Source organism: Parapedobacter indicus, from assembly GCF_900113765.1.
GTDB lineage: Bacteria > Bacteroidota > Bacteroidia > Sphingobacteriales > Sphingobacteriaceae > Parapedobacter > Parapedobacter indicus.
Genome location: NZ_FOQO01000012.1, coordinates 119,578 through 133,312, shown reverse-complemented (window position 1 = coordinate 133,312; position 13,735 = coordinate 119,578). Strand labels below are relative to the sequence as shown.

Here is a 13,735-nt window from a genome sequence, read left to right as displayed (position 1 = left end):
AGTACTCATTTATTTGACACATAGAAATTATTTATACAACAAGATTAAACTTGTCTTTGCTAAGCCTCACGGACCTCTATTCCCATTCCCATAATTTTTCGGTAAAATCTTCGTAAGATAAGCATTAACGCGGTAAGAAAAACGAATAAAAAACCGCCAACAATAATACCCTTTACTTTACCCACTCGCTCGACCTTAAGTGGATAGACTGGTTGATCGACCAATTGAATAAGGGGTTGCTCTTGCAATAAATTCATCTTAGTTAACTCCAGATTCTGTAATAATTGACTCAATATAGCCTTATTCGTCTCTGCCGAAAATTGCGCTTCCTGAGTTGGAGCCGTGCGCTGCACTTGCCGTGTCGGGTTGAGATTGGGCGTCGCATCAGAAACTTTGGCCGCGGAATAAATTGCTCCCGTCATCACTGCATGTACCGAATCAACTTTCTGTTCAAGGATGGCAATATTGTCGGTTGATTTCTTTGTCTTGGTCTGAACATAGAATTCATTTACTTCCTTAACCAAGTTCTCATTGAACGCCTTCGAAAAGACCTCATCCGGCGAAGAAACATCAACCTGAACGATGGATAAGCTCTTATCCGGTTTCTCCACGGTTAAAACCTCCGATCTAATTGCATTGACAATCGACGTAATCACACCGTCACGCGACCTGCGCGTCAAAGAATCCAACGTTTCAGGAGCTTTATGAAAATCCAGTGCTAGCAATTCGGGTTGATTTTCCCAGTCGTCTTTGAGATTTCTATATGCGATGTAACGCTCGATGAGCAATTCGTTGGAACTTTGATTTGTTCTTGACATTAATGTCTTTTCAAGCATGTTCCGCGACTTATACAGCTCCAAGATGTTATTACCCTGAAAGAGTCCCCCAGCATTTCCTCCAAGATCAATTCCCGCTAAAGCCGCCATGCCTGATAGCCCCCCTAAGTTGGTCCGAGTATCGTTTCCTTCCAACACAAAAGTAGTTGTAGCGGTATACAACGGTTGCTTCAAAAATGCATAGGCTAGCCCGATTACACCTCCCAAGGCTCCGACAATCAGTAAAATCCGCCATTTAGATAGCAGATAATTCAACCAGATTTGAATATCTAAAATTATTTCCTTTATGGAGATTTCACCATCATCTAATGGTTGTAACGGTTCAGTTGTCATATTACTTACCTCAATAAACTTACAATAACCGCTGCTAACGAAGTTGCCACGCTGCCCATACTCACCCAAGCCTGTACGCCGAGCTTCTCACGCTCTGGCCTGGTTGGAACGATAATTTCACTGCCCGGAAGCACCTCGGGGTATCCCATACTGCTCCCTTCAACGGATCCGTTAGCATGCTGCACAAAGGTTTTACGTTTATGCGCCTTTGCAGTAAAACCACCCGCTTGGCGAATATAATACTTTAGAGGTTTACCTTTCTGATATACGATTCGATTAGGGTTGAGCACTTGTCCCCGAACCATCACCGTACGAAGTTGTCGTGGTACGATGATCACATCTTTATCTTCCAACGGAATATCATATTTAGTATTGCCTTCTAGTATCTCATCCAGTTTAATGCCTACATAGTTGCTAAAAAACAGATCTGTTTCCACACTGTCCTGGCTTTGCAGCGTATTCTCCAATACCTGACTCTGTATTTGAGCTTGCTCTTTTTCACGCTCAGCTAATTCTTGACGGGCAGCCCCTGTCAAGGCGCTATGTCCCTGTGCTACCAAGGCATCTGATGCATTACGCTGCAGCGAGGCGCCCGGCAAGTAGGCAAATTCGGTAACGCCACCGGCACGCCGAATGAGGTCTGAAATGGTTTCATCCTTCTTAAGCAATGCGTACTCGCCGGGATAATTAACCTCGCCTTCAATGCGTACGATACGTTGTACCTGATAACCGGTGCTGGTATGTACACTCACCATGTCAAACGGTTGCAGCACGAAATCCGATTGTACGACCTCTTCTCGAGTGTCAAAATTGATACGTACCAACTCAGAAATGGTTGAATCTCGTTCGTTGGTGTTACGGCGGATACGGCGTGCTACATCTATATACTCGATGTTAGCAGCTTCGGCCAACCCGCCACTCAGCTGAATAAGGTTGCCAAGCGTCATCTGTTCAATATACTCAAACTGACCGGGTTTACGCACCTGTCCACTTATGGACACAGTGTATTCTTCGCGGAGGTCAAAAATGGATGAAATCAGCACTTTATCTTCGCGCTGAAGCACCTGATCTTCCTGTGCGGAGCCTGCCATCAGCTTAGTGAGATCGACGGTGATGAGCTGTTGTGTGTTGTCCGGATTTAGCCGGTTGATGTATGCACGTGACATGAAGGCATCTTCTTTGAGGCCGTCCGCTTGCTGGATGAGCTGACGGAGGGTGAGCCCTTCCGTAAGTGCGTACAGGCCTGGGCGGAACACCGCCCCCTCGATCGCTACGCGATTGGCATAGCGATCCAGAACTTCTTCAACGATGTATTGATCTCCGTTTTGGGGTGTATAGGTAGTAAAGTCTTCTGCATAGATGTCAGCCACGCTGCGCTGGCGGTCGGTAATCTGGAGTACCTTCACTTTCGCCCGGTACGCTTCTGGCGCAAAACCACCCGCAAACCGCAGCAGATCTTCCAGCGTTTCATCGGCTATTGGTTCGAAGATGCCGGGGTTATTTACTAGGCCATCGACCGTTACATGGCGATCAAATACCGGGATATGGATAACATCGCCATCTTCCAACCGCACGTTGCCGGGCTGGATACCTTTGGTCAGGAAATCATAGGCATCGATGGTGTGGATCACCTTATTATTCCGGATGAGCTGGATATTACGAAACGTACCTTTGTCGGTAGGGCCGCCCGATGCATACAGTGCATGGAACACGTTGGCCAGTGAAGGCAGGGTGTATGTACCGGGACGGGTAACGTACCCCGTGAGTGTCACTTTAACACTACGGATATTGCCCAACGTAAGTGATAGCCGTGTCCGGCCTGAACTCAATTGCGGATAGGTGGACCGTAGCTGGCTCCGGATTTTGTCACTTGCGTCTTCGATGGTGAGGCCCGCAACCGACACAATGCCTACATAATCGATATTGACGGTTCCTTCTGGTGATACAGGAAGTGTATAGCTGGCTTCGTTATCACCAGTGAGTACCAGCATCAGCTCATCGCCTGTGCCGATGACGTAATTTTTGGGTGTCGGGATATTCAGATTCGGCTGAAAACGGATATCCGTATTGCGAAATAGCTTGGCGCCAAAGATACGACTGGTATCGGCTGTGTCCTTTACGAGAACTAGACTGTCCAAAAAAGCGGTTGTCGTATCCGTTACACGGCGCCCCTGCTGGTCCGCGAGATTGGAGGCGCGCTTCCCGGCAGGGGTATTTTGCTGCCGTACTAGCGCGATCCGGCTGCGTAATTTTTGCTGCTCGGCGGCGGGCATTCCACGCTGGGCTAAGCTCTGAATCAACTGGTCGTCTGTCAAATGGCGTTTTTCCGCTTCGGTGATGATGCGCTTCACCTGGTCGTCCGACAACTGTTCAACTCGGATCTTGGAAACATCCTGGACTTGAACTTGCGCTTGTGCCTCTGCCATGAATAGCCAGCATAACCCCGCCAGCACCAACATACATCGTTTGATCAATCTATTCACGTTTCTCCGCTTATTATATAATGTTCGAATTTGGCAAAGGTACATATTCTCCTTAGTCATAAAATGGTTTCCCGTGCAATTTAACGTTTTTTGAGCGGATGCACTGCTAAAATTAAGCCAAATTTTCATCGCTCGTACAACACCAAGCCATTATCAATTTTCTTATAGCTCAACGTAAACACCACTTTCCGTCCAATGACCCCTTCCATCTTAGGCGCCAGTTGCGCCAGATAATCCGCATTGAGCGACGGTCCGACAACCGTTACCTCCACCACGCCGCTGTCCCGTCCCTCGGCATAATCGCCCGTAATAACCACCTGCTCCACTTCACCCATGCGGCTTAATACGGTTTCTACAATGCGGTCTAGCCCGAGATATTTGTGTACGATATCCTGCAACGAACCAAACAGCGGATGTCTTATATTCGCCCGGTACGTGACGCGGTTCTGCTGGGCTTCCTTTTCCAGATACCCAGCCTCGGAAAGATTATTGAGCTCCTTGCGGATGGCGTTGGTGGACTCGTTGAATTCCTCGGCCAATCCCCGCATATGACCACGGTTGGCGGCATTAATGAAAAATTTCACCAGCAGGCGCAAACGGGTTTTTGAAGTAATGAGCGAATCGAGCATGAATTCCTAATCGAGCAACAAAAGTACTCTTTTTTTTGTTGGTTACAAATTTGCACAAGATCGGATTCGCTAAGTCGCGGTTTCGCAGGATAGCTTCGATTAGGCGATTCCCTTGCCTTTATCAAAAAATCCGTATCTTTGTTTTTTGTACAAATCACTAATAACGAGGGATGTTATCCAAAAAGACCAAATACGCTATCAAAGCACTGATCGTTTTAGGCCGGAATTACGGTAAGGAACCGATGCAGATCCTGCGCATTGCGGAAGAGGAACGCATCCCGAAGAAGTTTCTCGAGCAGATCTTGTTGGAAATGCGAAATGCGGGAATCCTGTACAGCAAAAAGGGCGCCGGAGGCGGATATAGCCTCAACAAAGCGCCGGAAGACATCCGCCTGTCGCAGGTGATGCGTCTGATCGACGGTCCCATCGCGCTACTGCCCTGTGTGAGCCTGAATTTCTACCGCCGCTGCGACGAATGCAAATCCGAAGAAGTATGCGGCATCCGGGATACATTTATCGATGTCCGCAATGCCATGCTTCAAATTCTGAACGATACCAGCGTAGCCGACATCATTAATAAAGAGAAACGGCTGGAATTGGACGTGTGAGCAACGTTCAGGATTGCCCGGTTCAGGGCTCAAGCAAAAACGCCTGGAAGTTTTCGGGTGTTAGGATATGGGCCTCCGTACCCGGGTATGCATCCAGAAATGTCTTGGGGAAACGAGCTTTGGTATGGGCGTTCCATTTGAATTCATATGCCCGCATCTGCCCATTCCGTTCCTCGATATAATCGACTTCCTGCTGTGCGTGTGTCCGCCAGAAGTAGCGGTTGCAATTGATCTCCCGATAGGCCAGGTATTTGACCCGTTCGCTCACGACAAAATTTTCCCAAAGCGCTCCGATGTCCTGCCGCAAGGCAACCGGACTGAATTGATTGATAACCGCATTGCGGAGCCCGTTGTCGTAAAAATAAAATTTCCGGCTTTTTTTCAACTCGTTGCGCAGGTTTCGGCTAAGCGATCCCAGCCGGAAGACGATGAACGACTTTTCCAGCAGATCGACATATTTTTCGGTCGTCTCATTGTCCAGCCCGGTCAGTTGCCCCAACTCATTAAAGGACACCTCATTGCCTAGCTGAAAAGCCAGCGCCTGAACGAGCCGTTCCATTTTGTCTGGCTTTTGTATGCGTTCCCATGTGAGAATGTCTTTGTACAGGTAACTACTGGACAATTGCTTCAGTCTTACTTCCTCCTCGCCTGGATTATTCACGATTTCGGGATAATAGCCGTAAATCAGCCGATGGTTCAAAAGCCGGTTTTCTTCCATAAAACCATGATGGTTCACCATTTCGCCGAATGAAAAGGGATATAGGCGGTATTCCCACTTACGGCCGGTGAGCGGTTCATTGATCCGATTGGCCAAGTCAAATGCAGAAGACCCGGTTGCAATGACTTTGACGCCCGGAATCTGGTCCACGATAAGTTTAATGCACAAACCGATGTTTTCGATGCGCTGGGCCTCGTCGATGACCAGTGTCTTGGCCGCGCCGATATACTGCCTGAGCAGCGTCGCGGTCGGATTGGCCAACAGCGTGCGCACATCTGCATCATCTCCGCTCCATTCAACGACCTTTTGCCTGAACGCCGGGGCAAGCTGCTTTAACAATGTACTTTTACCAACTTGCCGGGGTCCCAAAAGAATAATCGCTTTTTCGTCAGCAAGCCGGCTGTTGACAGATGGGGCAATATCTCTATTAATCATAAATTCTGCGATTCCATTCGCAAATATAATATAAATTTTGCGATTCCGTTCGCTAATTTTACAAAATTGCTTAAGAGCGCAGTCGTTGAGTTGCTAAGTCGCGGATTCGCTGAGGCGCGGTTTCGCAAAGTTGCTGAGGCGCGGTTTTGACGAAATGCTCTGAAGGATTGATGATAAGATTTGGTTCGGTAATTTATCAAGTTATTTTTCGGCTTTCTTGGTTAATACAACGGTATATTTAGGCATGTTTTAGGTTACGTTTCACCAGGTACTCATCAAGTGATGTCCGTTGACCATTATCACCAACAAACATTTTAAGCCTCTCCTGCGTTTCTTCCTTAATGAGACCTTTTTGGAAATGGGCAATCGGTATTGCCGCGGGCCTACTTATCCTCACATTCTTAGTCAATTGGTACGTAAACTACCGGTTGAAGCCTCAATGGGAGGCCCAGCTGAAAGAACGTATCCATAGCGGAACGGACGGCCGATACCAATTGACGTATGAACAGCTAAGCCTTTCGCTGCTCGGGGGAAGCGCTACGGCAACCGGTATACGGCTTGTGCCGGATACAACCGCTAAATCCCAACGACCCGCTGCAGAAACGACCTATCACGTGCGCATAGGCCGACTTCGGATTAGCGGCATCGGTGTGCTCAGGTGGTTCCTATCCAAAAAATTGCATATCGGTACCATCGCCCTTGATACTCCATCGGTAACGCTGCTGCGTCATCCGCAAAACGATACCACAACCGTGGATGTGGCTTCGGAATCGCCGTTGGAAAGGCTGACCGAATTGGTATCACGCATAAACGTAAACCGCATCCTCTTACGGGAAGGCCGACTGGAAATGAAGGAGGAAGGCAGTGCGGCGCATTTGCTGGTGCCACACGTCAACGTAACCCTACGGGATATCCGCATCGATTCGACTTCGTTAGCAGATACCACCCGCCTATACGGCGCGGAATCGGTTGATGTGGAGGTACGCACGCTGACATACATCCGGCCGGATAGCCTCTATCTGTTCCAAGCTGGGCCGGCGCATTTCCAAACCGACGCCCGGGAGCTAACGATCGACAGCCTGCGCTATCGGATTACCGTAAGCCAAGCGGAATTTTACCGCCAGATGCAACGGGCGGAAGACATCGCGGATATCGAAATTGCACGCATCCGCCTAGCCGGAATGGACAGGTCGAGCTGGGTAAAAAAGGAGCTGCTGGCCGCTGCAGCATTGTATGTCGACAGCGGGCATATCGCCATCTACAAGGATAAAACACAGCCCAACCCGCCCGAGAATAAAATCGGCAAATCACCTCATCAGCAGCTGCTGCGGTTAAAACAACCGCTGGCCATCGACTCCGTGCTGATCCGTGCCGTGGATGTCCGATTTACCGAGGTGAGCGATAAAACCGGTAAAGCGGGCACCGTGACCTTCGACCAAACCAACGGCGCGTTCCGTAACGTGACTAATGACTCCACAACATTGGCGCGTGACCGCTACATGCGGTTGCATGCACGCTCACGCGTGATGGGAACCGGCGACTTAACGGTTGATTTCCGTTTTGACCTCTTGGATAGCCTGGGCGCGCATACCTATACGGCTAAGCTGGCTGCGATGGATGGGACCGCCTTTAACCGGATGCTTACGCCGCAGCTGAACGTGGAGGTCGAAAGTGCGGCGATCAAAGGAATGCGCTTTGACATGAAAGCGGACGACCGCGGTACCGGCGGAACGCTGGAACTGGATTACGACCGGCTGAAGGTAGCGTTCCTTAAGGAAGATAACGATGGAGAAATGTCGGAGAAACGGGTGTTTTCTTTCTTTGCCAACCGATTTCTTTTGAACGACAGCAATCCGGACGCCAACGGCGTACGGCATACCGGTCAACTATACATCAAGCGGCCCAACGACTTTTCTTTTTTTAAAATGATCTGGCGCAGTATCCGCGAGGGAACAAAGGAGTGTATCGGGCTGTCGGCCCCGTAGGTACAATCGCTATATACCGGCTGAATGAAATTGTAGCTCATACAGTCGACGGTAATAGCCGTCGATGCGCAGCAGCTCTTGGTGGGAGCCCATCTCCTTCATTTCGCCTTTATCCAGCACGATGATTTTATCGGCCTTCTGGATGGTCGACAGCCGGTGGGCGATAACGATGGAGGTGCGGTCCTTCATCAACGTATCGATGGCGCGCTGAATAAGTCCTTCGGTCTCCGTATCCACCGATGACGTGGCTTCGTCTAGCACCAATATTTTGGGGTCGTGAACCAACGCCCGGATGAAGGAAATCAATTGTGCCTGTCCGGAGGAAAGGGTAGCGCCCCGTTCCTGTACCTCATAGTCATATCCACCGGGCAACCGCATGATAAAGTCATGGGCGCCCACCTGCTTGGCTGCCTGAACGATCTGCTCACGCGTGATGGCCGGATCGTTCAGGCCGATGTTGTTGGCTACGGTGTCGGAAAACAGGAAGACATCCTGCAATACGGTGGCAATGGTACGGCGCAGGTAATTGAGTTCGTATTGTCGGATGTCTACCCCATCCAGCAGGATGGCCCCCTGGTTTACTTCGTAAAAGCGGCTAAGGATATTGATAGTAGACGACTTGCCCGCGCCGGTGGCGCCCACCAGCGCCAGCGTTTCGCCGGGCTTTACGTGAAAGCTGATGTCTTTCAGCACCCATTTGTCTTCATCGTAAGCAAACCATACGTTGTCGAATACAATGTCGCCACGGATTACACTGGGCTTCTGGGTGCCTGTATTGGGGGTCTGCTCATCGGTATCCAGCACCGCAAATATCCGCTCGGCGCTCACCATTCCCATTTGCAGTGTGTTGAACTTATCCACCAGCTCCCGGATGGGGCGAAAGATCATGTTGATGTACATGATGAAAGCTACAATGACACCCGGCGACAGCATTCCGGCCAGCACCTGCTTGGATCCGTACCAAACCAACAGGCCCAAAGCAATAGCCATAATGACTTCAATGACCGGAAAGAAAATCGAAAAATACCAATTGGCGCGGATGTGTGCATTGCGATGCTCGGCATTGGCCGCCTTGAACGTATGCATTTCCTGCTCTTCACGGGCAAAGTACTGGATGATGCTGATGCCCGATATGTGTTCCTGCAGGAAGGTATTGAGGTTGGATACCCATTTACGCACATCCTGAAAAGCGGATTTCATGGCCTCCTTAAACACGTAGGTGGCACCGATCATCAGTGGCATCGGGATCAATACAACCAGCGTGAGCTTCCAGTCGGTATAAAACATCACCCCAAGGATAACCACCAGCTGGAGGATGTCGCCAATGATCTGAATGAGTCCCTCCGAAAAGATATTGGCAATGGTTTCCAGGTCGGAGATGGTCCGGGTAATCAGTCGGCCGATCGGCGTACGGTCAAAATACTTCAGCCGCAAACCGGTAATGTGGTTGAACACATCGATGCGCAAATCACGTATTACAGACTGTCCCAGCGTGCTGGTCATCAACGTATGGAAATAACGGATCACCGTTTGGACCACCAGCAGCCCCAGCATGATCATCAGCATCAGCTGAAGCCCGTCGATGTCATTCTGAAGAATAAACCGATCCAGTGTATATTCAATAACCATGGGGAGGGCCGGCGCTACAACTGCCATGACGATGGTAAGGACGACGGAAATGGCAAAAATCCCCCGATAGGGCTTCACATATCGCATCATCCTGCGGAGCAGGTGCGTATCATACGTCTTGCCGGTGATGTTGGGATCGCTCATGGGTTGCTGCAAAAGTACGATATTTGGTGGACATGTATATGCTTGTAACTCAAAGGTACGGATAGGCTACTTCCGTGAGGTATAATCCATCCGGTGGCACGGAAGCGCCTGCCGCCGAACGGTCCTTACTTTGTATAACCGTATGCATGTGTTCGGGAGCATGTTCACCCCGTCCGATTTCTACCAAGGTCCCCACGATGGCCCGCACCATGTTGCGCAGGAACCGGTTTGCCGAGATATGAAATACCAACTGGTTGTCGTTTGCCCAAAGCCACTCGGCATGCGTGATGTGACAAATATGGGTGTGTACCTGCGTGTGGGATTTGCTGAAGCAGGCAAAGTCTTCGTATTGCAAAAGGATCGCTGCCGCGGCATTCATGGCCGCTACATCGGGTACATCGCGTAGCAGCCACGACCGGCCCCGCAAAAACGGGTCTTTCTGGAAATGCACATGGTATTCGTAGGAGCGCCTGGTTGCATCAAAACGTGCATGGGCATCCGGCGCTACGGCTAAGAGCCTTTTCGCAGCGATATCGAGGGGAAGCAATGCATTGACTTGATACAGGAGTTTGGGAATATCTGCTGGAACCAACGTACGATCCAGATCAAAATGGGCATACAACTGGGTGGCGTGTACACCGGTGTCTGTACGGCCGCAGCCTACCGTATGGATGGGTTGCCGGTGGAGCGTACTCAATGCTTGGTCGAGCACTTGCTGTACCGTCTGCGCGTTCGGCTGAATCTGCCAGCCGTGATAGGCACGGCCATCAAACGCGATCTCAATGAAATACCTGTTGGTGTTTTTCACGGAGACAAAGGTAAAGAATATGCTGATGTTATGCACGACGGAACTGCAACGCTCACTTCGTTCACGCCACTAGGTTCCTTTCGTGCCTTGCAACGGCAGCTATAATTTTCCCCTATTATACGGCCTCGGTTTTCGGCGCTTCATCAAGAATCGTCAGACATTTAGCTAAATAAATTAGCCTTTATAGGGCTTTATACTTATCTTTGACTTTAACATAACTAATCTATACCATGGAAAGACCACTGCCTGAACTGCTCCCGGGAGGGAGGTACATCGACATTCTGACCGATTGGTCCTTCAAACGGATCTTCTCGGGAGAATCCAACAAACGGAACCTCATCGAACTACTCAATGACCTACTCGACGGCGAAAAACGCATCCGACATCTTGTGTACCTGCCCACGGAAGAACTGGGCGGCAACAGTGAACAGCGGCGTATCATCTTCGATCTGAAATGCATCGGTGATAACGGCGAAATCTTCCTGATCGAAATGCAGCGGGTAGCTCACCGCAATTTCCGTGACCGAACGGTATTCAGTACTTCACGGATCATCAGCAACCACTACGCACAGGGCGACGATTACCGCGACACAGAGCTGCCGGAAGTCTATTTCATCGGCATCCTCGATTTCCACATGGATCCCGCCGAACGGGAACACTACATCCGCCGTGTAGAGCTGACCGATCGGGATACCGGAAAGGTTTTTTACCATAAATTGAAGTATATATTCCCAGAGTTGGTTAACTTTGTTAAAAAGGATGAAGAAATCCGCACGGACATGGACCAGTGGTTCTGGCTGTTCAAGCACCTGCACGGAGCCGACCAGTTGCCGGCATTCATGAGGAAGAAGGTGTTCGGGCGGATATTCAACATTGCGGAGATTGCCAACTTAACAACGGAGGAACTGATGGCATACAATGCAAGCATACAAGCTAAGTGGGACTGGGACAACGCGGTGTCCCTAGCTGAGGAACGGGCCGTGGAAAAAGCGCTGGAGCAAGAGCGTGCCAAAACGGCGAAGCTGCTTGAAAAGGAACGAGCTCAGGCGGAAGCGGAGAAACTCGCTACAGCACGGTCCATCAAAGAGATGGGGGTGCTGACTAACCAGCAGATCGTCGAAAAATTCAACCTCTCACTAGACGTAGTCGAAGGGCTTTAATATTTAATAAACGAAACCCAACAATAAAAACGACAATCCCAATGCCGCAGGAATGCACGAAAGGAACCTAGTGGCGTGAGCGAAGCGAGCGTTACAGTTCCGTCGTGCATCCCGCGGCAAGCGCAAATTTGCAACTCCGCGGATTCGCAAATCACCAAATTAACGTATCTTTGCGCACTATGATATACCTTACACGGCGCGAACGATTTAACGCGGCGCATAAACTATACCGCGAAGGGTGGACGTTGGAACAGAATGAGGCGGTTTTCGGTAAATGTTCCAATCCCAACTGGCATGGCCACAATTACGAACTATTTGTTACCGTAAAGGGAGAAGTCAATCCGGAGACGGGATTTGTCATCGATTTGAAAGAACTGAAAAAAATCATCACCACGTATGTGATTGACAAACTTGATCACCGGAATGTCAATCTGGATGTGGATTTCATGCAAGGCAAGATGGCCTCCACGGAAGTATTGGCAATTGAAATCTTCCATCAACTGAAACCTCATGTAGAAGCTCACCAGGCGTTCTTGCACTCGGTCAGGCTGGTTGAAACTGAAAACAACTCTGTGGAATATTTCGGCGACTGACGCCGGCTATAAATAGATATGATTATGGAAACTAACTTTCCACTCAATGAAGAAGAGATTGACGGATATGTAAAAATAGACCGTTACAACCCCGAAAAGATAGCTCGGATTGCCAGCCATTATACGGAGATCCTTGAGTTATTGGGAGAGGACCCTTCCCGTCAGGGATTGCTGAAAACGCCCGAGCGGGTAGCCAAAGCGCTGCAATACCTGACGCATGGTTACGACCTAGACGCCGCCGCCATTTTGCGCGGCGCGATGTTTGAAGAAGAGTACAGCCAGATGGTCGTCGTAAAAGACATCGAAGTATACTCGATGTGCGAGCACCACATGCTGCCCTTTTTTGGGAAAGCACACGTGGCCTACATTCCCAACGGGCATATCGTGGGGCTCAGCAAAATACCGCGTGTGATTGACATCTTCGCCCGTCGATTGCAGGTACAAGAGCGGCTTACCAATGAAATACGCGATTGTATACAAAACACATTGAACCCCGTCGGGGTAGCGGTAGTGATCGAATGCAAACACCTTTGCATGTGTATGCGTGGTGTGCAAAAGCAGAATTCCGTAACGACCACATCGGCCTTTACCGGAGAGTTTGCCCACGAACGTACACGCAACGAATTTTTGAGACTCATTACCGCGTCGCTGGATTAGCGGGTTTCTAGATTTTTGAAATCCTTTTTGTAAATTTGTGCTAACGCTTATTGCTATGACAGAATTTAAAGTACAATTGGATGATCAGGTCGTAAGAGCTCTGGGATATCACAGGATCGAAGAATACATCAACAAACACCTTGTACAGATGATTTTAAAAATGTCATCTCAGGAATTGCTGAGGGATTTAAAGGAAGTGGATTTGGAAAATGACGAACAATGGAAAATTGCTCGCGAGGAAGCTTGGAAATCACAATCTCACAAATATCAGCTTTAATTAAAACCTAACCCAATGACCCGCTTTGTCATTGATGCCAATATCATCATCAGTATGCTCATAAGCGGGAAAGCAGCATACAGGCCTCTGTTATCCCTATATGAGTTTTATACCAGCGAATTCTCGTTAGAGGAAATTGAAAAGTACAAACCTCTAATCTTTGAGAAAAGCCGCTTGAATGATATCGAGTTTCGCAACTTCGCTATTTTTGTGTACAGTAATCTGACTATTTTGCCTAATCTAATTGTAAGTAAGGAAGCTCTTCGAAAAGCCGTCCAGCTTACACACAATATTGACATTAAAGATGTCAGTTATGTTTCTTTGGCATTGGAACTTGATCTTGTCTTACTCACGAGAGACAGGGTTTTAACGACCGGATTACGTAAAAAGGGATTTAGGAAAGTGATGCTATTCGAGGACTTTTTGAGTAATTTTTGAGG

Annotated in this window: 13 protein-coding genes; 7 read left to right on the top strand and 6 right to left on the bottom strand. The window is 49.1% G+C overall.

Annotated features, from left to right (window positions below; all coding sequences use genetic code 11):
- Nucleotides 1-59: 59 nt before the first annotated feature.
- From BMZ56_RS21645 to BMZ56_RS21635, 3 genes are all read right to left on the bottom strand, one after another.
- Nucleotides 60-1,169 carry a Wzz/FepE/Etk N-terminal domain-containing protein gene (locus BMZ56_RS21645; RefSeq protein ID WP_090630743.1) on the bottom strand — a complete coding sequence of 370 codons (1,110 nt, stop codon included), beginning with the start codon at nucleotides 1,167-1,169 and terminating at the stop codon, nucleotides 60-62.
- Between the two features lie 5 nt (nucleotides 1,170-1,174).
- Nucleotides 1,175-3,652, bottom strand: a complete 2,478-nt coding sequence (locus BMZ56_RS21640) for an SLBB domain-containing protein (protein WP_177195252.1) — start codon at nucleotides 3,650-3,652, stop codon at nucleotides 1,175-1,177.
- Nucleotides 3,653-3,777: 125 nt separating this feature from the next.
- On the bottom strand, nucleotides 3,778-4,236 hold the full coding sequence (locus tag BMZ56_RS21635; RefSeq protein WP_218146638.1) for a helix-turn-helix domain-containing protein: 459 nt from the start codon (nucleotides 4,234-4,236) through the stop codon (nucleotides 3,778-3,780).
- Nucleotides 4,237-4,451: 215 nt separating this feature from the next.
- Here BMZ56_RS21635 and BMZ56_RS21630 point away from each other — a divergent pair, with 215 nt between their 5' ends.
- Nucleotides 4,452-4,889 carry an RrF2 family transcriptional regulator gene (locus tag BMZ56_RS21630; RefSeq protein WP_090630735.1) on the top strand — a complete coding sequence of 146 codons (438 nt, stop codon included), beginning with the start codon at nucleotides 4,452-4,454 and terminating at the stop codon, nucleotides 4,887-4,889.
- Between the two features lie 22 nt (nucleotides 4,890-4,911).
- Here the strand turns inward: BMZ56_RS21630 and BMZ56_RS21625 are convergent, their stop codons facing one another.
- Nucleotides 4,912-6,042 (bottom strand): ATP-binding protein, encoded by a 1,131-nt coding sequence (locus tag BMZ56_RS21625; protein ID WP_090630733.1) that lies wholly within the window; start codon nucleotides 6,040-6,042, stop codon nucleotides 4,912-4,914.
- Between the two features lie 341 nt (nucleotides 6,043-6,383).
- On the opposite strand from BMZ56_RS21625, the gene BMZ56_RS21620 reads away from it, so the two are divergent.
- Complete coding sequence (locus BMZ56_RS21620; RefSeq protein WP_090630730.1) at nucleotides 6,384-8,027, top strand: AsmA family protein; 1,644 nt, start codon at nucleotides 6,384-6,386, stop codon at nucleotides 8,025-8,027.
- 9 nt (nucleotides 8,028-8,036) lie between these two features.
- On the opposite strand, the gene BMZ56_RS21615 is transcribed toward BMZ56_RS21620, so the two are convergent.
- Nucleotides 8,037-9,800 carry an ABC transporter ATP-binding protein gene (locus BMZ56_RS21615; RefSeq protein ID WP_090630727.1) on the bottom strand — a complete coding sequence of 588 codons (1,764 nt, stop codon included), beginning with the start codon at nucleotides 9,798-9,800 and terminating at the stop codon, nucleotides 8,037-8,039.
- Between the two features lie 49 nt (nucleotides 9,801-9,849).
- Nucleotides 9,850-10,608: a tRNA pseudouridine(38-40) synthase TruA gene (gene truA / locus BMZ56_RS21610; RefSeq protein WP_090630724.1), complete on the bottom strand. Its 759-nt coding sequence runs from the start codon at nucleotides 10,606-10,608 to the stop codon at nucleotides 9,850-9,852.
- Between the two features lie 230 nt (nucleotides 10,609-10,838).
- Between truA and BMZ56_RS21605 the strand changes: the two genes are divergently transcribed.
- The 5 genes from BMZ56_RS21605 (at nucleotide 10,839) to BMZ56_RS21585 (ending at nucleotide 13,733) form a co-directional block, all read left to right on the top strand.
- Nucleotides 10,839-11,768, top strand: a complete 930-nt coding sequence (locus tag BMZ56_RS21605; protein ID WP_090630720.1) for an Rpn family recombination-promoting nuclease/putative transposase — start codon at nucleotides 10,839-10,841, stop codon at nucleotides 11,766-11,768.
- Nucleotides 11,769-11,947: 179 nt separating this feature from the next.
- Nucleotides 11,948-12,361, top strand: coding sequence for a 6-pyruvoyl trahydropterin synthase family protein (locus BMZ56_RS21600; protein ID WP_090630718.1), 414 nt, complete (start codon nucleotides 11,948-11,950; stop codon nucleotides 12,359-12,361).
- 24 nt (nucleotides 12,362-12,385) lie between these two features.
- Complete coding sequence (gene folE, locus BMZ56_RS21595) at nucleotides 12,386-13,018, top strand: GTP cyclohydrolase I FolE (RefSeq protein WP_090630982.1); 633 nt, start codon at nucleotides 12,386-12,388, stop codon at nucleotides 13,016-13,018.
- A 55-nt stretch (nucleotides 13,019-13,073) separates the two neighbouring features.
- A complete protein-coding gene (locus tag BMZ56_RS21590; protein WP_090630715.1) occupies nucleotides 13,074-13,295 on the top strand; it encodes a hypothetical protein in 222 nt (73 codons plus the stop codon).
- A 15-nt stretch (nucleotides 13,296-13,310) separates the two neighbouring features.
- Nucleotides 13,311-13,733 carry a PIN domain-containing protein gene (locus BMZ56_RS21585; protein WP_090630712.1) on the top strand — a complete coding sequence of 141 codons (423 nt, stop codon included), beginning with the start codon at nucleotides 13,311-13,313 and terminating at the stop codon, nucleotides 13,731-13,733.
- Nucleotides 13,734-13,735: the final 2 nt, after the last annotated feature.